Below are 17,518 nucleotides of genomic sequence, written 5' to 3'. Positions count from 1 at the left end.
AAGGCCGCCAGGACCGGAACCGTTCTTCTTGAAAGCATGGCATCCGGCTTACCAGCGATATCGGCCAGAGAACATCGATCCCGAAGTTTTTTGGTTGCACAACTTCATGCAACGGGCACGTCCGGCCGCTTTCCAGGCTATCGTAAGCCTGGTACCCGAGGCTACGCCATTGGATCCCCAGCATTCTTCTCCTTCCACCGCTGTCGGCGCGCTCGGCGTGCTCATCCTGGCCGGTGGCCACAGTTCGCGCATGGGCCGCGACAAGGCCCTCGTCGAGATTGGCGGCAAGCCGATGCTCAGGCGCGTCTGGGAAGCGGCACGCGGCGGCCTCGGGGCGGGCGCGCCGTCCTGGGCCGTCACCCCCTGGCCCGAGCGCTACCGCGAACTGTTGCCCGGGTGCATCTGGATCGAGGAGCGCTACAGCGAAGGCCCCTTTGCCGCCTTTTTGCAGGCGTTGCCCCACATCCAGAGCGAATGGGTGTTGGTGCTCGCCTGCGACCTGCCCGACCTCGAAGCCGGGGTGATTGGCCGCTGGGCGCGCGCGCTCGGGGGCGCTCCGGATAGCGCCCTGGCGGCCCTGGTGCCCTCAGCTAAGGGCTGGGAGCCTCTGTGCGGTTTCTACCGGCGGCGCTGTTTTTCTTCGGCGATGCAGTATCTGGCGGAGGGGGGCCGCTCGTTCCAGGGTTGGCTGGAGCGCATCGAGATTTTTGCCCTGGCGGCGGACAGGGACATGCTGCGCAATTGCAATACGCCGGAGGATCTGTCCGAAGAAGGGGAGCGGGCAGTGTTTTGATGCAGGGTAGCCAGGAGATCCAGGGCATCTTCAACGCCATTGCGCCGGTCTATGACCAGATCAATGACCGGATGAGCTTCGGTTTGCACCGGGTCTGGAAGAAGATGGCCATCCGTTGGACCGATTGCAAGCCGGGGGATACGGTGCTCGATCTGTGCTGCGGCACCGGCGATCTGGCTTTTTTGCTCGCCCGGCGGGTGGGGGTCGCCGGTACGGTCTGGGGGGTCGATTTTGCCGCCGCCCAGCTGGCCCAGGCCCGCCGCCGCGATCGCGAAGGGCGGGTGCGTTGGCTCGAAGCGGACGCCCTGGATTTGCCTTTTGCCGACGACAGCTTCGACGCGGTGACTCAGGGTTTCGGACTGCGCAACGTCGTCGATATTCCCGCCTGCTTCGCACAGCTGCGTCGGGTGCTCAAACCCGGCGGCCGAGCGGTGATTCTCGATTTGCACGCCCCGGCCGACGCCGGGTGGCGGGCTTTTCAGCGCTGGTATCTTGAAGGCTGGGTCACGGCACTCGGCCGCGCCCAAGGCCTGGAGGCCGAGTACGCCTACATCGCCCCGAGCCTGGAGCGCTTTCCTACAGGAGACGAGCAGGTGCGGCTGGCCCAGCAAGCCGGATTTAGCCAAGCGAGCCACTATCCGTTGATCGGTGGAACGGTTGGGGTGCTGGTGGCGCAATAAGCCGCTAACGGGGTGAAGGAGTGATGCAGCGCACGGTATAGATTTATGTTCAGCCTATGTGCGGTTGACATGTCCTGGTCTAATCACTGCTATTTATCCAAAGATAATCAGCAACGTTGCTCGTACTGCTTCTTGATCTGCTGAGGCTAATTGCCCTAGTTTTCTAATGATCAGTTCCGTTTCCACGGTTGCCAAAACGGGCTTTGTAACAGATGCTTTGAGCAGACCTGCTGCTTGCCAATCAGCTATTAAAACTTCACCCGGATACTGTGGTGTTTGGATCTGGCTGGTGACAGCCATCAAAATAACGTCAGGATAACGAGTCTGATAGAAAGAAGAACTCACAACAACAGCAGGACGTTTCTTCTTGGTTTTGAGATCGCTGAACGGGAATGCAACCAGAATGATATCTCCAAAATCATAGGGTATCGTAGACGGCATCTTCGGTATTGTCCCAAATCCGACGGAAGGAATCTTCCGACAGCGCACTGCTCGCTTGTGTCAGGCGCGCCTGTTCGCGTTGATAAAGAAAATCGACGAAATCCGCAACTTCCGCGAGTTTCTCCGGCGGCAGGCTGCGAATTTTGTCAAATAGATCTTTCTCTTCGCATTGCATGTCGGTTTCAACCCTTCTTGGTTCCTTAACCATATTTCTGAACAAACTGTCATGCAACGTTTTTTTCTTGCGAACACGCCCCAGAAATGACGTTCCGGGCGCAACAGCCTATTCGCTAACCCGGCTTGCTCCTAAGCTAACGGGGTGAAGGGGCGCGGTCGCGGCCGAGAGGCCGCCCCCCCGCACCGCTGCCCAGCAACCGCCCGCCAATCAACCCGTCGAGGCTATACCGTCCCGCTCCCACCAACAAAAAGGCGAACGACACCGCAGCGTACAACAGGGCCAGTTCTTTTTCAGCAAAAGGCTGGGAGCCGTGCAGGATGAAGCCTGCCACCAGCATCGTAAAGAGAACCGCCGCCGCCGCCGGCCGGGTCAAAAGGCCAACTGCCAGAAGAATGCCCCCCACCAGTTCGGCAAGGCCCGCCGACCAGGCAAAAAAGACCGGCGCCGGGAAGCCCAGGCTCGCCACCGTCTCCACCAGCCCTTCGTTGGGCGGCACCTTGCCGAGGCCATGGACCGCCATCGTGAGCCCAGCAAACACCCGCAATACCAACAAGCCCACATCCGCCAGAGGTGAAGCGCCTCCGTAACCGCCAATCAACAAAGCAAGGATCCGATGCATGGCTGCCAACCTACGCCGAAACGTCTACAGACTAGTATCTCCAGCTTTGGATCGACCTGCGTCCCGGGAGCGATATCAGGCAGCCGGGCTACGGCTTACCCATCCAGGGCAGTCGGTGTACGATAACGAAGCTCAATTACACAACCTGTCATGCAGAAAGTACCCGTCACGGTGATCACCGGCTTTTTGGGAAGCGGCAAAACGACCCTTATCCGCCACATCCTCACCCACAATCAGGGGCTGCGCATCGCCGTGCTGGTCAACGAGTTCGGCGAACTGGGCATCGACGGCGAACTGGTCAAAGCCTGCGGCGGCTGCGGTGAGGAGGACATCATCGAATTGACCAACGGCTGCTTGTGCTGCACGGTGCAGGAAGAATTTTTACCCACGATGCAGAGGCTGATCGCCCGCCGCGATGAGATCGACCACATTTTGGTCGAAACTTCCGGCTTGGCGCTTCCGAAACCGCTGGTGCAGGCGTTTCGCTGGCCCGAAATTCGCAATGGCGCGACGGTTGATGGGGTGGTGACGATTGTGGATGCCGCTTCCGTCGCGCGGGGCGGCCTGTTCGAGCGCACGAGCGACGCCCCCGGCCACGGCGCAACGGAGGAAGAACTTGTTGAGCTGTTCGAAGATCAACTGGCCTGCGCTGACCTGGTTCTGCTCAACAAGAGCGATCAGGTGGCACCGGCGGATCAACCGGCCGTCGAAGCGCACCTGCGCGCTTTGCTGCCGGATTCGGTCAAGCTCATCGCCGCAAGCCACAGCCGGGTGGACCCGCGCACTTTATTGGGTCTGGGTCAGGCGGTCGAAGAGCAGATCGCCAAGCGCCCCAGCCACCACGACAGCGAAGCAGAACACGACCACGACGAAGACATCCGGGCGCTCAGCGTGCGGCTGGAAGGACCGCAAGATCCCGACCGGCTGGTGGCCGCACTGCAGCGGCTGGTGCGCTCCGACGAAATCTACCGGGTCAAGGGCTTTGTCCATGCCGCCGGTAAACCCCTGCGCCTGGTGATCCAGGGGGTAGGTCACCGCTTCGAGCGCTACTTCGACCGTCCCTGGGGCAAAGATGAAACCCGCCGCACCGATCTGGTGATCATCGGCAAAGATCTGGAGGCGGAAACGATCGGGCGGGCACTGGCCGAGGGCGCTCTCACAGCTCCGCGGCCAGATGCCAGTGCGCTCCCGAAAACTGCAACTTGAGTCCTGCAGGCAAGCTGGGCACCCCGCGCTGCAGCAGCAGGCCCCGCCCTTCGAGATTGAGCAGCTGCGAGCCGCGGAAATTGGTGGCGAGCGGTTCTTTCCAGTGCGTGTGGCCGCTCATCACCAGGGGGACGGGAGCGCGGCCGAGTACCTCGCGCACGGCCCGATGGCCGCTTAATTTGAACTCAGGCGCGTCCGGACCCTGGTGCAGCAGCATCACGTCCGGCCGGGCACCGACGAGCTTTTTGAGCGCGCGCACAAAATCTTTTTCCTTGCGGCGCTGGGGCTTGACCGGATCGCCGATGATCCCCCCGAGGCCCGCCACCCGCAGACCGCCCAGGTCGACCACCTCGCCGTCGAGCAAATGGATGCCGGGTTCGGACAAAAAAGCGGCGCGCTCCTTGGCGGTGCCAAAGTCGTCGTGGTTGCCCGCCACCCCCGCCACCCAGCGAAAGTGCCGCGCAAAAGCCCGCCACACCGGGCGCACATCGCCGATGCCGCCGCGCCGGTCGAGTTGGGGACGCACGAACAAATCGCCGCACAGCAGCACCCCTACCCGAGCGGCCCCGGGTAAATAACCGCCGCCCGCGAGTTTCGCCAACTCCGCCGCTACTGCCTCCCCGAGCAAACGGGGCGCCTCTTCGCCCGCCCGCTCGAAGATCCCCTGCAAATCCGAGCAGGCAAATACCGCGTCGCACCCCTCGGGCAGCCGGTCCACCGTCGCGTGGGACAATCCGAACCAGCGGCTTCGCACCTCACCGCTCGGGGCGACGGCACGGTAGGGAATGGCATGAAAAGGCTGCTTGTGGACGGCTTGAACGCGCATGGGACCCCGGGCCGCGACCGGAAGTAGTCTAACACTACATATAGTGTCAGGACTACAGAAAGATGCTTGGGGCCGCAGGCTCAGCCGACGGTCTGGGTGGTGAGCATCGCCGCAGGCGGCTTGGCGTGGGGCCAGGCGAAGGCGTGGCGGAAGCTCGCCTCCTGGCAGGCTTTGAGCTGCTTGAAGTCGATGACGTCGTTGGTGAGCAGATTTTCGTACTCGAAGGGCAGCCGCACATCGTGCAGACCGGCGTTGTCGGTGCAGATGGCGATGTCGACGCCCGCTTCAAAGCAGCGCTCGAAGACGGGACGCAGCTGGCCAATGTCGCTCAGGGTACCGGTCTTGATATAGGTGGTCGGGCAAATTTCCAGACACTGGCGGCGGGCTGCCAGTTGCGGCAGAAGCTCCGGGTGCAGCAGCGGAATTTGAATGCCGTGGCCGATGCGGCAGACGTAGGGCAAGAGCTGCGGGTAGATGCCGTCTTTGGTCTCGTATAGATGGGCGGTGGTCTTGATGCCCATGGCAAGGGCGTATTTGTAGAGATCTGCAAACGTCTCGAGCCGGGCTGCATAGTGGCTGTCGCCTCCGGCCACGTCGATACCGCAGATATATTCGGGCATCGAGGCGGCCAGATCCACGATCGCCCGGTTGACCTTATCGCTGAGGCGGCTGTGCATGCAGAGGATCTGGCTGGTGACGATCGGGTACTCGGGAGAGCGGGCGGCATCGCCGATCGCGCGCACCACCTCGGCCATCTGGGCGATACGCTGATCCTCGGCCAAGTTGCGGTCGGTGCGCAGGTAGGGCGTGTAGCGGATTTCGAGGTAGGCAAGATTCTCGAAAATATAAGCGCCCCGGATGAGGCGCATGACAAAATAAGGCAGGGCATCGAGCGTCTGGACGTGCTCGACGAGGGTGTGCAGTTCGAGGTATTCTTCGAGGCTGCGGCGGGGGCGGGTAAAAAAGGCTTCGAAATCTTTGTATTCGGGATACTGCTCGGCGAGCGGGTGATCCTGGCGCACCAGGTAGCGCCAGAGGATCCGGGGGACCACCGACCCGCCCAGGTGACGATGAAGTTCGGCGTGCAAAGACATAAGTATCGGCTCGGCGGATGATTTTGTTTATTATCTCCCAGCCACCCCAGATGTGGGGCCGGCCCTGGACCAAATTTTTGGTTGCCCTGCCCTAGCCGCCGCGCCAGACCTGGTAGAACATCAAGCAGCCGATGATTACAAATCCCGCCGCTGCGCCCAATTGCAAGTAGGTGGGAGGAATAAGCTTGCTCAGCCACGCGCCCGCCAGCACCCCCAACAGGCTCGCCAATACCAGCGCCAGCGAAGAGCCCAAGAACACCGCCCAGGGCGAGCCCGACTTGGCGGTCATCAAAAATGTGGCGAGCTGCGTCTTATCCCCCAACTCCGCCAGGAAAATGGCCCCAAAAGTGACGCCCACCAGTTTCCAGTCCATCGCCTTGCCCGCGCATTGTTACGAATGCTTCAACTAAGATAGCAGGCTCTTTTCGGTCCGCCCGCCCCGGTTTCGGTCTGAGCAGATAGACTGGCCCTAATTGGTGCGGGCACTTCGGGGCCACCCGTGGCGTCTTGCAGTCCAGACCATCACTACCAGCACAGCGCAATGATCGAAAACACTATGCAAGATTTCTTTCGAAAGAGTGTCCTGCTCACGGTCATCCTCAGCCTCGTCGGCTCCGCCGCGGTGACGGCCGCCCCCAAGCAGCCCGTCAAGCTGCGCGCCGAGTACGAAGCCAGGCTCGAAGATTCACCCAAGGCGATCGTCGATGAAGTCTGGCAGACGGTGGACCGCGAGTTTGTCGATCCGACCTTCAACAAACAAAACTGGATAGCGGCGCGCGAGCAGTTGCTGGGCCGCGACTACAAAAGCAAAGAAGAAGCCTACGAGGCGATTCGCAATTCCTTGAAGGTGCTGGGCGATCCGTACACCCGCTTTCTCGACCCGCGCGAATTTCAGGCGTTGCGCGATCAGACCAGCGGCGAGCTGGTGGGGGTCGGCATCCAACTGGGGGTCTCCCAGGCGAGCAAACTGCCGGTGGTGGTCAAAACCCTCGAAGATAGCCCCGCCAGCCGCTCGGGCATCCAGGCCAAAGACGAGTTGCTCGCCGTCGACGGCAAAGCGACCGCCAAGCTCGAAATCGGTGAGGTCTCCCGGATGATCCGCGGCGATCGCGGCACCCAGGTGACGCTGTCGGTGCTGCGCTCGGGGCAGAAGATGAGTTTTACGATCACCCGTGCTCCGATCGAGCTGAAGGTGGTCACCAGCTCCCTCAAAGAAGAAAATGGCCGCAAAGTAGGCTACATCCGCCTTGCGGAATTTTCTGAAAAGGCTCCCAACGAGATGCAGCGGGCCTTTGCCAAGCTGAGCGAAGCAGGGGTGCAAGGCTGGGTACTCGACCTGCGCGGCAACCCCGGTGGCCTGCTCGATGCCGCCACCCGCGTGGCCAGCCTGGTGCTCGATCAAGGCACGATCGTCTCGACGGTCGATCGCGCCGGCACCCAGGATCAACTGACCGCCGACCGCCATCCGGTGACCAACCTGCCCCTGGTGGTGCTGGTCGATCAAGGTTCGGCCTCGGCCAGCGAGATTCTCGCCGGCGCCATCCAGGACAACCGGCGCGGCACCCTGGTGGGCATGAAGACCTTCGGCAAAGGGGTCATCCAGCAGGTGAACGCCCTCTCCGACGGTTCCGGGGTAAACGTCACCATCGCCCACTACCTGACCCCCTCCGGCAACGACATCCACAAAAAGGGCATCCAGCCCGATGTGGTCGTGGCCTTTCCGGAGGAGGCGCGCAAGGCTCCCATCGAGCCTGCCACCGGCGCCGACATCCAGTACCAGCGCGCTGTGACGGTGCTGGCCAAGCTCATCGAGACCAAGCCGGCCACCAACGCCCGCAAGTAACTCGCTGTTTCGAGCGTCCCGGTCCGCAACCGTGGGCCGGGACGGTTTTCCTCAAAGATCCCCGGAAGGGAATGGGACAATAGAAACAACACCAGACGAGCGCGATGGCCATGGCACACAACCGTAATTTCACCGAGGAAGCCTACGTCCTTGGCAACCAACTCGTAGACAAAGTCAAAGAAGCGATCCAGGAAGGCAACGTTCGCCGGATCTTGATTCAAGATCCTCAGGGCAAAACGTTGCTGGAAATCCCCCTCAACATTGGCGTGGCCGCCGGGGCGGGTTTGTTGTTCTTTGCCCCCTTGCTTGCGGGTGTCGCGGGTGTCGCGGCGGTCGTCTCCCGCGCCAAGGTCGTTATCGAACGCTACGAGGATCCGGCGGCTAAAAAACCGACCGGCAACGAGCCCCGGCCCATTCAGATCGAGGACGAGGACGACCCGCCCACTTGATTTTCTTAAGCACTTTTGCAGGTAAGCTTGTGCGATACTTCCTACGGTCTTGAGGAAGTGTCCCATGCGCAAGTTCTTGAACCTGGTGCCGGCGCTGATGCTGCTGGCTGCGCCCTGTTACGCCCAGGGAGTGGTGATGGTGGCTGGAGGCGGCTCCGAGGGCGACATTGGTGATACCGCCAGTTGGTCCTACCGGCTCTATCCGACCTTGATCGAAGCGGGCGATGTCAACGGCGACGGCCGCGTCACCGTTGCGGTGATCGCCGACTCCTCCCAGAGCGAATTTATTCCCGAGTACTTCGAGTGGTTGGGGGCGGACGATGCCTTTAATGTCCTGGTGGCTACCCGCACCCAGGCCAATGACCCGGCGGCGGTGGACCGGGTGCGCGATGTGGACGCCATCTTCATCAAAGGCGGCGATCAGGGTAAGTACTACGACAACTGGAACGACACCCGCCTGGAGGATCACATCCGCTATGTGGTCCAGACGCTGGGGGGCGGCGTGGGGGGCACCAGCGCCGGGGCGATGAGCCAGTCGCAGTACGCTCTGGCGGGGGAAAAAGATTTGATTTCTCAGGACGTACTCACCAACGCCCAGACGCGCTATCTCGACGACGCGGACGGCGGCAGCGGCATCCACGCCGACTTTTTGGGTTTTGTCGCCAATACCGTGATCGATTCGCATTTTAACGATCGGGGACGCCTCGCCCGTTTGCTGGGCGTCATGGCGAAAGTAAACGAGGATTTTGGTCTGACGACAGGGCTTTTGGGCATCGGCCTGGGGGATCTGACCGGGCTTGTCATCCGCGGCGATCGCGCCGAGGTGATCGGTCAGGGCTCAGTCTCGTTTTTGCAGGCAACACCCGAAACCGTCACCCATAGACCCGGCGGGGCGCCTCTCTACATGACCAACGTGCGGGCGGACGTGCTCACCGAGGGCTGGAGCTTTAACCTGAGCGGGCGCGCAGTTGCCGCGCAGCCGGCGGGGGTCGTGACGGTGAGCTACGCGGGCGACAGCGCCGCCAACCGCGGTGCGCTTACCATCCAGGGCAGCAAAAAGGGCAACGAGCGCCTCTATGCCCTCAAGCCCACTTATTTTCCCCAGAGTTACGGCCTTGTCCCTACGACCGCAAGCACCTACATTTTTAATTCCCTTGGCCTCAACGACGCCCAGAACCCGGACAACCGCGGCGCTATTCAGGAAACGGCGCTCAGAGCCCTCTACGACTATCCGCACTACACCGGCATCTTGTTGTCGGTAGGCGCCAAGCTTTCTCGGACCCAGAGCAGCCCTGATGCGATCGCGTTCGGGGCCGGTACCGGCGGGTCGGAGGCGGCAGCCATCGTGCTGGACGGTAAAAAGATTGAAGCGAGGGGCCTCTCACCCTACGCCGCGCCCACGGACTCTGGGAACGGCTCGCTGCGCGCCGCCGCTTTGGTTAATCTACGCGTGCATATCCTGGGCCAGACCGGCATCTGGGGTACCCGCTACAACACCCGCACCCATACCTTGCAACAATAAGTTTCAAGCGGCAGGAAGACTCTTTGGCGTCGCAGTATCGGCAACCGGCTCAACCGAAATTTGCAAGGTGTAGAACTTACTCGCCGTGTTGCCGATGAGCATCAGGGCCGTTGCATTGACCCCCGCGCCCACCAGCGCCCCTACGAACAACGGCACGCCTTTAAGCAGGAGTCGCTCCGCCATCTGCTTACCCACAAGGCGGGCCAGTTGCTCGGTGCCTATCCTGGCCATCTGCTGACCCACCGCCTGCTTGAGCGCCTGGGTGCCTGCCCCGGCCAGGCGATCGACGCCGGAACCCAGGGCCAGTACCAGGACCGCTTCGCCTTTGCGGTCGGGATCACCCAGATCCAGTCCATAGAGGCAGGCAATCTCGTAGATCAGTTCGATTTCGAGCATCACCGTAGCCACCACGTCCGCCGCCACCATCGGCAGGTTGATACCCGGGGGCAGCAGGCCGCTTGCCACACCCACTCCACCCGCGAACACCGCCTTGCGTTGGATAAGCCGCTGGGCCAGTTCGGGCGGCGACTCGCCGGGGTGTTCGATCTGGAGTGTCGTTACTGTCTCGCGCACTTTCTGGACGTTGACCTGATCGAGCAGTTGCAAGATCCAGTTGGCGCCGATCGTGCGGCCAATCTGCTGCATCCAGTCGCTGGTACGCACCGCCTGCAGCGAATCGCCCAACCGCGAACGCGCAGCCGCCACCCAGGTCACTACCTGTGGGCCGATCTGACCTTCGACTATGCGGCTTGCACTCTGAAGGCGTTCCTGCACCAAGTTGCGCAGGCTGTCGCCCAGAGGAGTATTCGGTGTCCTCGCCGCCGGTTGTTGCTGAGTCATCGCTGCAATCTATCCATCGCTAAGACGATCTTAAGCACTGCCCCTGGGTTTATGCTCCTTCCCCTGGGCGGATCTGGCGGTGGACGCCGGGCAGATCCCGCACCAAGATGGGAGGGAGTACGCGCGAGGTAGGCATGCAGGGCAAGGTGGTTTTGATTACGGGTGCAAGCGGCGGGATCGGTTCGGCGGTAGCGCGCCGGATGGCTGCTCAGGGGGCTTCGCTGGCACTGGCGGGGCGTACTCAGGCTTCGCTCGACGCTCTGGCAGCCGAGTGCGAAGCGGCCGGCAGTCCCCAGACCCTGGCCATGGCCACCGACGTCACCGTCAAAGAGCAGGTGGATAATCTCTACACCAAGGTGGCCGCTACCTTCGGTCAGCTCGACGTTGTGCTCAACGCCGCCGGCCTTGGCATCCTCAAGCCCATTCAGAACCTGAGCGAAGCAGATCTCGACCGGCAGATGGCCGTCAACCTCAAAGGCACCTTCTTGAGTTGCCAGGCGGCGGTGCCCCTGATGAGCCAACAGTCGGGGGGGGGCCACATTTTCAACATTCCGGGCATCCTCGGCCAGCACCCGATGGCGACGGCCGCCGCCTACTGCGCCTCCAAGTACGCCGTCGTCGGCCTCACCAAGTCGATGGCCCTCGATCTCAAGCGCGCGGGCGTCAAATTCACGCTGCTCTACCTGGGTGGGGTGAACACACCCTTCTGGGACAACGCCGGCATGCGCGTTCAGCGCGACAAAATGTTGAGTGCCGAGACCGCTGCCGAGGCTGTCGCCTTTGCCCTCGCCCTCCCCTCCCCCGGTGTTCCCAACGAAATCGTCATCCAGCCCGACAGTCACCAGTTTCTCTAGTGCCCGGAGGTTCAGCGCATGACCCACGCCAACGATCTACCCCGGCCGGTGACCATCGAGCGGGACGATTCGCCCCTCAGCGCGCTGCAGGATCTCTTCGAGCGCATCCGTCAGGTGCATGCCCTCGAGCACGCCACCATCTGGGTGCTCTCCGAACAGGATCCCGATCTCAAATTGAGCGGTTTTTCGACCGATCGGGGCTTTTTTATCTATGGCCCGGTCGACACCGGAGCGCTGCTGCGCGCCGCCCACCGCGCCCTGGAGCGCATCAACCGGGGTGAAGAGAACCTGGCTATCCACCCGCGCTGCGGCACCAACCTCTCGGTGGGAATGCTGATTACCGCCGGGGTCGGTTTAGGAGCGAGTTTGTTCTTGCCGCGCCGTCCCCTGCCGCAACTGGTGGCCCTCGGCACCGCAGTGGTGGCAGCCTCCCAACTGGCCACCGGCCTTGGAGCCCTCGCCCAGCGCCACCTCACCACCTCGATTCCCCGCAACCTCGAAATTGCCGGGGCGCGCACGCTCTCCGATCTGGCCGGCCGCCACAGCCACTTCGTCGAGACCCGCTACATCGGCTAAGACCGCAAACAGAAAAACGCCGCGCCTTCCAGGGGGCGCGGCGCCGCAATCGACATCTAAAAATCGGCAAAGCGAAAACGGTCGCAAACGAGCCGACCCCGAACCGGACCACCTTCACTAGAAAGTACGCGCGTTACCCTGGAGCGGATCGCCGTGGCAGCAAAAAAGATCCTTACCCAGCCAGCAGCCGTTCCAGCAAAGGCCTGTAGAGCGCTCCGCCGCGCAAACGCGCCTGCCAGCGCTCGGGGATCGCCTCGATACCTTGCTGGAGCCCGGCGATCCCACCCGCCAGACAGGCGGTGGTGTCGGTGTCGTTACCTAGCGAGACGGCAAGCTTCACCACCTGCTCATAGGCTCCCCCCGCCTCCACCGCCCAGTGCCAGTTCACCATAGCGATTTTCTGCAGCCTCGAATTTGTCGAACCTCGTACACAAGATGGCTTGGCCGATTGCCGCCGCCACTTCCAATGAACGAACTACACCGGTTGGTATCTCGGTCGTTACTCCTATTGAAAAACAAAAACAAGTGAGGCTATATCAGATCCTAGACGCTGAAAATCATACGTGTTTAGAGTAACAATATAGTCAACTTTTGCCTTTAGTGCGGCCTGAGCTATAATCGCGTCATAGACGATTGCGCCATGAAGAGACTGGATGCTCATTCGAGCAAAGATAGCGAGATAATCACCTTCGTCAAGGTTAACAGCAGTGAAGTTAACCAATAGTTGGCGGATAGCCTTTTCTGTATTTCTAGGACTTAACTGCGGCTATGCTTTCCCGGTCATATACCGATAATATTCACTGAGTGAATGAGTGGAAATATAGCCCTCGGCAACGCTAGAGATAACTTCTTGCAATAGGGGAAGGCACCTCTCCCTATCGGGATGGCCTGGAACAGAGCTTGCAATAAGGGTGTTTGTGTCGAAAAGTAATCTCACTCTTCTCGCATGCTTCGGATTGCATCGACCAAATCTGTGTCCACTCGCGTGTGAACAACTGGTAATCCGTCAATAATCTCCATGGAAGCTTCTTCGATATTGGAATCAATTTCAGAAATCTGTTTCTCGTCCAGCTCGACTTGGCTGTCTAGTCCTTCCTCAAGCCAAAAAGTCTCAGCCTCGAACACAGTTTGCCATTCCTTCTGAGTCTTTAGCGCTATCTTTACCTCCCATAGCAGCAAACCAATACACAATAGACCGAGCAGGAAAGCTAACCAAATGGAACCGAAGATTTGCGGTCGAATCACTACGAGCCTGAGCGCAAATGCTTCAATCACTAGGATGATAAACAACATGACTATCGGAGGTATCAGGTTTGCCCGAAATTCTGTGATATGCTCACGTCGTACTTCTGGCTTGACTTCTAAATTTCTCCAAAGCCTAGCCTGAGCCAATTCGACATCTGTGGGCTTTGATTCCGAAAATCGCAGTTGCATAGGTTTCTGGCGGTAAAATATGTACAAAGAACTTGGATTCCAGTTCGTCGGAAGCTCTTGAGCAAAACGAACAACAGTACGTCTCTTGCGCTCTACACTGACACGAAATAATAAGTATGGCGCAATCAACATCAGCGACCAAAGAGAAGCTGCGAAAGCGAACTCTATCATAGTGATGTGGATTTGTTCCGATCTCCCAAGCCCCTCAAGAAAACTCTTCCAAGAGTCTTGATAACCAAGAACCAAATCAATGACCTCTTTTCGTTGAGCTACTGGCAAAATCCAGTAAAAAGTTACACATATTGCAGCTATAAAAAGGTAGCCTTTGTACTTTGAATACCAAGGCTGCTTAGGCTCATTTTCTTGAACGAAAGTTTTGATGTCATTGTAGAGATAACGTATTTGCTCGCCGTGTCTAGGAAGTTGCCCTGTCAATCCTTTGGCAATTTGCTTAAGAGTGACGAGCAATAGACGCTGCAGAGGTTCTCGTTCGAGCTGGGCGCTCACGTAGTCAACAGCATAGAGAAAGATTTGAGGAATCTGCTCAATCTTTTCTCGCCAGGAGTGCTTCGAATGTAACCTCAATTCGCGCAAGCGTTCATCTAAGGATGAAAACTCATTCTGGACATGTTTTATGTAATTTGCGTAGCGCTCGAACACCAATGTGGCATCACTCTGAATCTGGTCAATCCTTTCGTTCACCTCATCGACTCCTGAAAATGCACTCGAGCTAAGCAAATTCTATACATAGCAGAGGCTTTTTGCCAGTAAGCATACTCTAGCAGGCAAAGGCTCAGGTTGCATTTCTGTAAAGAGAAGCCTAGCCGTCTAGCAGTCATATTCAATAGGGCGCATTGCAGAATCTGGGAGAAAGCTCAAAGCAACTGTTACTGTGCTAGAAGTCGCTCCAGCAAAGGCTTGTACAGTTCACTGCCGCGCAGGTGCCGCATCCAGCGCTCAGGGATCGCCTCGATACCTTGCTGGAGTCCGGCGATCCCACCTGCCAGACAGGCGGTGGTGTCGGTGTCGTTGCCCAGCGAGACGGCAAGCTTCACCACCTGCTCGTAGGTTTGCCCCGCCTCCACTGCCCAGCGCACCGAGTGCAGACAGTCGACGACGTAGGCTCCCCCCCGGCCCCTGGGCGGCGCTTCAGGACGAATCTCCGCGTCCAGTTCGCGCAGGGCCATCGGTTCGGCGGCATAGAGTGTCCTTACCGTTGCCGTAGCGGCAGCCCACGGCTGGGCTGCCCCCTCGAGGATGCGCCGTGCCCACAGGCAATAGAGCGCGCAGCACAACTGCGCACGGGCGTGGCCATGGGTAATTTGCGACTGCAAGGCCGCATCGCGGGCCAGTTGTGCGTCCCCGCCGCGGTGCCATAGCGCCAAGGGCAACACCCGCATCAGTGAACCATTGCCGTTGGCTCGCTCATCCGCCGCCCCGGCCCGCAGAGCGGGAGTGCCGGCCTTGAGGGCCGCGAGCGCCTCGCCCGTCTGGACGCCGACATCGAAGACGCAGCCATCGACGGCCAGATAACCTTCGTCGTGCCAGGCCAGCAGCCGACGGCCAACATCCTCGGCATCGAGCCGTCCGCAGTCGAGCAGCGAGGCGAGCAGACACAGCGCCTGCGCCCCGTCGTCAGACCAGGTACCGGGCGGGACCGCGTGGGTGGGGGTGTAGCCGGGGGGCGGCTCGAAGTTGATCAGGCCGATGGGGGGCAGGTTGGTGGATGGGTTGAACTCGTAGGGCACCCCGAGGGCATCCCCCACCAGCAGACCCACCAGACCCCCCGCCAACCGCTCTCGGTGTGTCGGCATGGGATTATCGGTTGCGGGCAACGTCGATTATCCCCCAACGCCTGCGCGATCTCCGTAGACTTTGGACGAAAGGCAGGCGCGGACGGACGAAGCTTACAGGTAAACTATTAGAAACTATCGCCGCCGTCCTCCATGCCCGCCGACATCCCTTCGCCGAACCAGATGATCGCACCGCTTGAGACCCGCACCGACGCTCGAGGGCACCTCATGATCGGCGGCTGCGATGTGGTCGATCTGGCGCAGCGCTTCGGCACACCCCTGTATATTCTCGACGAGGCGACACTGCGCGCTGCCTGTACCCAGTACGTCGAAGCGTTCAAGCGCCACTACGCCGGGGATTTTCGGGTGCTCTACGCCTCGAAGGCCTGGAGCAACCTGGCGATCTGCGCCATCGTCCATCGCTGCGGCTTAGGCATTGACGCGGTCTCGGCGGGCGAAGTCCACACGGCCTTGCGGGCGGGGGTACCCGGCGAACTGGTGTACCTGCACGGCAACAACAAATCCGAAGCGGAGATTCTCCTCGCCGCAGAAGTCGGTGCAACGGTGGTGGCCGACAACTGGCTCGATCTCGAGATTTTGAGTGCTATCTCTGCCGAGTGTCCGGTACGGGTGATGGTGCGCGTCGCCCCCGGCATCGACATCCACACCCACGAATACATCCGCACCGGCCACCTCGACAGCAAATTCGGCTTCGATCCGTCCGAACTCGCCGCAGTACTCGCCTACCTGGCGCGCATTCCCAGCCTCAGAGCCGTCGGTCTGCACGCCCATATCGGCTCGCAAAGCTTCGAGCTTGCTCCCCACGGCGATGCCGCCCAACTGCTTTTGGAGTGGTACCCCAAGGCACTGGCCCTTGGCCTGTCGGATTTCAATGAACTGAACGTGGGGGGCGGCCTGGGGATCCGCTACACCGACGACGACGACCCGCCCGCCATCGACGAGTGGGTAGGCACGATCTGCCAGGCAGTGACGCGCACCTGCAATACCTACAATTTACCCCTGCCAAAATTGTTGTGCGAACCGGGCCGCTCGCTGGTAGGCCCCGCCTGCGCCACGGCTTACACCGTCGGTTCCACCAAGACCATACCCAGCATACGTAAATATTTCTCCGTAGATGGCGGCATGTCTGACAATCCCCGGCCCATCACCTATAAAGCGCTCTACACGGCCGTTGTCGCCAACAAGATGCACGATGGACGCCGTGAGAAGGTGACCGTGGCCGGCAAGCACTGCGAGTCTGGGGACGTGCTGCTGCGCGATGTTGAGCTGCCTCCACTCGAGAGGGGAGATTGCCTGGTCGTCTTTAGCACCGGTGCGTACAATTGCAGTATGGCTTCAAACTACAACCGTATCCCTCGTCCAGCGGCGGTGCTTGTCAGTGACGGCGAGGCGACCCTCATCGTCAAGCGTGAGAGCCCGGACGACCTGTTGCGCTGCGACTGTCTACCGGAACGACTGCAGACATGAACGGCCCCCTGGAACAACTGTCAGGCGAACTGGCTCTGCGACCGCTCATCATTTCGATTCTCGATTGGGCTGCGGTGGGCCTGCTGCTCTACCTGGCCTTTCAGTTGATCCGCCAGACCCGCACGGTCTGGCTCATCCGGGGTTTTTTGATCCTCTCGGGCGCCTTTTTTCTGAGCAACTTGCTTGGATTGACCACCCTCAATTTCATCCTCGATAAGATCTTGATCGGGGTGGCGGTGGCAGTGCCTGTCATCTTCCAGCCGGAGTTGCGCCGTTTTCTTGAGCAGTTGGGCCGGGGCGAGATCTTCACATTGCTCAAGCCCGATCGGGTGCCGGACTTCGAGAAAGAAGCCCTCGACGAGTTGCTTGACGCCGTCCAAGATCTGTCTGAGGAGCGCATTGGTGCCCTCATAGTGATCGAGCAGAGTCCCATCGACGACCGGCTCTTGCAAGATCCGGGCGATACGATGGATGCGGTTCTTTCCAAGAGCTTGCTGTTGACCATCTTTTATCCAAAGACGCGGCTGCACGACGGCGCGGTGCTCGTTCGCGACTGGCGCATTCAATCGGCGAGCGTTATTTTGCCGATGTCCACCCAGATCCCGGCGCGGCAGTTGGGCACCCGCCACCGCGCAGCGATGGGCATCACCGAGCAAACCGACGCCCTGTGCATCGTCGTCTCCGAAGAGACCGGTTCGATCTCCCTCGCCGAGCGCGGCAAATTGCAGAGGCCGCTCACCGTCGAGCAGCTGGCCGAAGCGCTCAACCGCCGCTACCGGCGCGACCAGCCTCCCTCGGTGTTTACCATTCCGGCGCTGAGCGACTGGACGCGCAAGCTCTTCCCCGCCTCCTCCAGCCAATCGGGCAACAGCGACTAAATCG

20 protein-coding genes are annotated in these 17,518 nt (G+C 60.5%); 10 read left to right on the top strand and 10 right to left on the bottom strand.

The genetic code is table 11. The features are described from left to right. Positions 1-169: 169 nt before the first annotated feature. Entirely contained in the window at positions 170-793 is a 624-nt protein-coding gene (locus tag GLL_RS00650; protein WP_197530085.1) for a molybdenum cofactor guanylyltransferase, read from the top strand. Continuing rightward, a complete protein-coding gene (gene ubiE / locus GLL_RS00645) occupies positions 793-1,473 on the top strand; it encodes a bifunctional demethylmenaquinone methyltransferase/2-methoxy-6-polyprenyl-1,4-benzoquinol methylase UbiE (RefSeq protein ID WP_011140131.1) in 681 nt (226 codons plus the stop codon). The genes GLL_RS00650 and ubiE overlap by 1 nt, the downstream gene beginning before the upstream one ends. A 93-nt stretch (positions 1,474-1,566) precedes the next feature. On the opposite strand, the gene GLL_RS00640 is transcribed toward ubiE, so the two are convergent. From GLL_RS00640 to GLL_RS00630, 3 genes are all read right to left on the bottom strand, one after another. Further along, a complete protein-coding gene (locus tag GLL_RS00640) occupies positions 1,567-1,914 on the bottom strand; it encodes a type II toxin-antitoxin system PemK/MazF family toxin (RefSeq protein WP_011140130.1) in 348 nt (115 codons plus the stop codon). Next, positions 1,892-2,122, bottom strand: coding sequence for a DUF2281 domain-containing protein (locus tag GLL_RS00635; protein ID WP_011140129.1), 231 nt, complete (start codon positions 2,120-2,122; stop codon positions 1,892-1,894). The genes GLL_RS00640 and GLL_RS00635 overlap by 23 nt, the downstream gene beginning before the upstream one ends. 103 nt (positions 2,123-2,225) lie before the next feature. Then, entirely contained in the window at positions 2,226-2,711 is a 486-nt protein-coding gene (locus GLL_RS00630) for a DoxX family protein (protein WP_011140128.1), read from the bottom strand. Positions 2,712-2,861: 150 nt separating this feature from the next. On the opposite strand from GLL_RS00630, the gene cobW reads away from it, so the two are divergent. Then, positions 2,862-3,917 carry a cobalamin biosynthesis protein CobW gene (gene cobW / locus GLL_RS00625; RefSeq protein ID WP_011140127.1) on the top strand — a complete coding sequence of 352 codons (1,056 nt, stop codon included), beginning with the start codon at positions 2,862-2,864 and terminating at the stop codon, positions 3,915-3,917. On the opposite strand, the gene GLL_RS00620 is transcribed toward cobW, so the two are convergent. The 3 genes from GLL_RS00620 to GLL_RS00610 form a co-directional block, all read right to left on the bottom strand. Continuing rightward, positions 3,868-4,743, bottom strand: coding sequence for a metallophosphoesterase family protein (locus tag GLL_RS00620; protein WP_011140126.1), 876 nt, complete (start codon positions 4,741-4,743; stop codon positions 3,868-3,870). The two genes, cobW and GLL_RS00620, sit on opposite strands and share 50 nt — an antisense overlap. A gap of 80 nt (positions 4,744-4,823) precedes the next feature. Next, entirely contained in the window at positions 4,824-5,837 is a 1,014-nt protein-coding gene (locus GLL_RS00615; RefSeq protein WP_011140125.1) for an adenosine deaminase, read from the bottom strand. A gap of 91 nt (positions 5,838-5,928) precedes the next feature. Then, complete coding sequence (locus GLL_RS00610; protein ID WP_011140124.1) at positions 5,929-6,210, bottom strand: TMEM165/GDT1 family protein; 282 nt, start codon at positions 6,208-6,210, stop codon at positions 5,929-5,931. A 183-nt stretch (positions 6,211-6,393) separates the two neighbouring features. On the opposite strand from GLL_RS00610, the gene GLL_RS00605 reads away from it, so the two are divergent. The 3 genes from GLL_RS00605 to GLL_RS00595 all read left to right on the top strand — a co-directional run bounded on the left by GLL_RS00605 (position 6,394) and on the right by GLL_RS00595 (position 9,651). Further along, complete coding sequence (locus GLL_RS00605; RefSeq protein WP_011140123.1) at positions 6,394-7,680, top strand: S41 family peptidase; 1,287 nt, start codon at positions 6,394-6,396, stop codon at positions 7,678-7,680. 110 nt (positions 7,681-7,790) lie between these two features. Beyond that, entirely contained in the window at positions 7,791-8,129 is a 339-nt protein-coding gene (locus GLL_RS00600; RefSeq protein WP_197530084.1) for a DUF4342 domain-containing protein, read from the top strand. Positions 8,130-8,193: 64 nt separating this feature from the next. After that, the gene (locus GLL_RS00595) at positions 8,194-9,651 is read left to right on the top strand and encodes a cyanophycinase (RefSeq protein ID WP_011140121.1); all 1,458 of its coding nucleotides are present in this window, start codon (positions 8,194-8,196) and stop codon (positions 9,649-9,651) included. Between the two features lie 3 nt (positions 9,652-9,654). Here GLL_RS00595 and GLL_RS00590 read toward each other — a convergent pair whose 3' ends face one another. Next, positions 9,655-10,491, bottom strand: a complete 837-nt coding sequence (locus GLL_RS00590) for an EcsC family protein (RefSeq protein WP_011140120.1) — start codon at positions 10,489-10,491, stop codon at positions 9,655-9,657. A 134-nt stretch (positions 10,492-10,625) separates the two neighbouring features. Between GLL_RS00590 and GLL_RS00585 the strand changes: the two genes are divergently transcribed. Further along, positions 10,626-11,345, top strand: coding sequence for an SDR family oxidoreductase (locus GLL_RS00585; RefSeq protein ID WP_011140119.1), 720 nt, complete (start codon positions 10,626-10,628; stop codon positions 11,343-11,345). Positions 11,346-11,363: 18 nt separating this feature from the next. After that, positions 11,364-11,921: a DUF6391 domain-containing protein gene (locus tag GLL_RS00580; RefSeq protein ID WP_011140118.1), complete on the top strand. Its 558-nt coding sequence runs from the start codon at positions 11,364-11,366 to the stop codon at positions 11,919-11,921. 172 nt (positions 11,922-12,093) lie between these two features. On the opposite strand, the gene GLL_RS00575 is transcribed toward GLL_RS00580, so the two are convergent. The 3 genes from GLL_RS00575 to GLL_RS00565 form a co-directional block, all read right to left on the bottom strand. Next, a complete protein-coding gene (locus GLL_RS00575; RefSeq protein WP_407920005.1) occupies positions 12,094-12,318 on the bottom strand; it encodes an ADP-ribosylglycohydrolase family protein in 225 nt (74 codons plus the stop codon). A gap of 536 nt (positions 12,319-12,854) precedes the next feature. Beyond that, positions 12,855-14,057 (bottom strand): hypothetical protein, encoded by a 1,203-nt coding sequence (locus GLL_RS00570; protein WP_011140116.1) that lies wholly within the window; start codon positions 14,055-14,057, stop codon positions 12,855-12,857. A 185-nt stretch (positions 14,058-14,242) separates the two neighbouring features. Further along, positions 14,243-15,169 carry an ADP-ribosylglycohydrolase family protein gene (locus GLL_RS00565; protein ID WP_011140115.1) on the bottom strand — a complete coding sequence of 309 codons (927 nt, stop codon included), beginning with the start codon at positions 15,167-15,169 and terminating at the stop codon, positions 14,243-14,245. Between the two features lie 132 nt (positions 15,170-15,301). Between GLL_RS00565 and lysA the strand changes: the two genes are divergently transcribed. Beyond that, complete coding sequence (gene lysA, locus GLL_RS00560; RefSeq protein ID WP_011140114.1) at positions 15,302-16,636, top strand: diaminopimelate decarboxylase; 1,335 nt, start codon at positions 15,302-15,304, stop codon at positions 16,634-16,636. After that, positions 16,633-17,514, top strand: a complete 882-nt coding sequence (gene cdaA, locus GLL_RS00555; RefSeq protein ID WP_011140113.1) for a diadenylate cyclase CdaA — start codon at positions 16,633-16,635, stop codon at positions 17,512-17,514. The genes lysA and cdaA overlap by 4 nt, the downstream gene beginning before the upstream one ends. Positions 17,515-17,518: the final 4 nt, after the last annotated feature.

Source organism: Gloeobacter violaceus PCC 7421, from assembly GCF_000011385.1.
Classification (GTDB): Bacteria; Cyanobacteriota; Cyanobacteriia; order Gloeobacterales; family Gloeobacteraceae; genus Gloeobacter; species Gloeobacter violaceus.
This window is presented reverse-complemented; position numbering and strand designations above follow the sequence as displayed.

Excerpts from the sequence above, each read along its gene's own strand:
- ubiE (WP_011140131.1), top strand. The coding sequence starts at position 793 with ATGCAGGGTAGCCAGGAGATCCAGGGCATCTTCAACGCCATTGCGCCG.
- GLL_RS00640 (WP_011140130.1), bottom strand. The coding sequence starts at position 1,914 with ATGCCGTCTACGATACCCTATGATTTTGGAGATATCATTCTGGTTGCA.
- GLL_RS00635 (WP_011140129.1), bottom strand. The coding sequence starts at position 2,122 with ATGGTTAAGGAACCAAGAAGGGTTGAAACCGACATGCAATGCGAAGAG.
- GLL_RS00630 (WP_011140128.1), bottom strand. The coding sequence starts at position 2,711 with ATGCATCGGATCCTTGCTTTGTTGATTGGCGGTTACGGAGGCGCTTCA.
- cobW (WP_011140127.1), top strand. The coding sequence starts at position 2,862 with ATGCAGAAAGTACCCGTCACGGTGATCACCGGCTTTTTGGGAAGCGGC.
- GLL_RS00620 (WP_011140126.1), bottom strand. The coding sequence starts at position 4,743 with ATGCGCGTTCAAGCCGTCCACAAGCAGCCTTTTCATGCCATTCCCTAC.
- GLL_RS00615 (WP_011140125.1), bottom strand. The coding sequence starts at position 5,837 with ATGTCTTTGCACGCCGAACTTCATCGTCACCTGGGCGGGTCGGTGGTC.
- GLL_RS00610 (WP_011140124.1), bottom strand. The coding sequence starts at position 6,210 with ATGGACTGGAAACTGGTGGGCGTCACTTTTGGGGCCATTTTCCTGGCG.
- GLL_RS00605 (WP_011140123.1), top strand. The coding sequence starts at position 6,394 with ATGCAAGATTTCTTTCGAAAGAGTGTCCTGCTCACGGTCATCCTCAGC.
- GLL_RS00600 (WP_197530084.1), top strand. The coding sequence starts at position 7,791 with ATGGCACACAACCGTAATTTCACCGAGGAAGCCTACGTCCTTGGCAAC.
- GLL_RS00595 (WP_011140121.1), top strand. The coding sequence starts at position 8,194 with ATGCGCAAGTTCTTGAACCTGGTGCCGGCGCTGATGCTGCTGGCTGCG.
- GLL_RS00590 (WP_011140120.1), bottom strand. The coding sequence starts at position 10,491 with ATGACTCAGCAACAACCGGCGGCGAGGACACCGAATACTCCTCTGGGC.
- GLL_RS00585 (WP_011140119.1), top strand. The coding sequence starts at position 10,626 with ATGCAGGGCAAGGTGGTTTTGATTACGGGTGCAAGCGGCGGGATCGGT.
- GLL_RS00580 (WP_011140118.1), top strand. The coding sequence starts at position 11,364 with ATGACCCACGCCAACGATCTACCCCGGCCGGTGACCATCGAGCGGGAC.
- GLL_RS00565 (WP_011140115.1), bottom strand. The coding sequence starts at position 15,169 with ATGCCGACACACCGAGAGCGGTTGGCGGGGGGTCTGGTGGGTCTGCTG.
- lysA (WP_011140114.1), top strand. The coding sequence starts at position 15,302 with ATGCCCGCCGACATCCCTTCGCCGAACCAGATGATCGCACCGCTTGAG.
- cdaA (WP_011140113.1), top strand. The coding sequence starts at position 16,633 with ATGAACGGCCCCCTGGAACAACTGTCAGGCGAACTGGCTCTGCGACCG.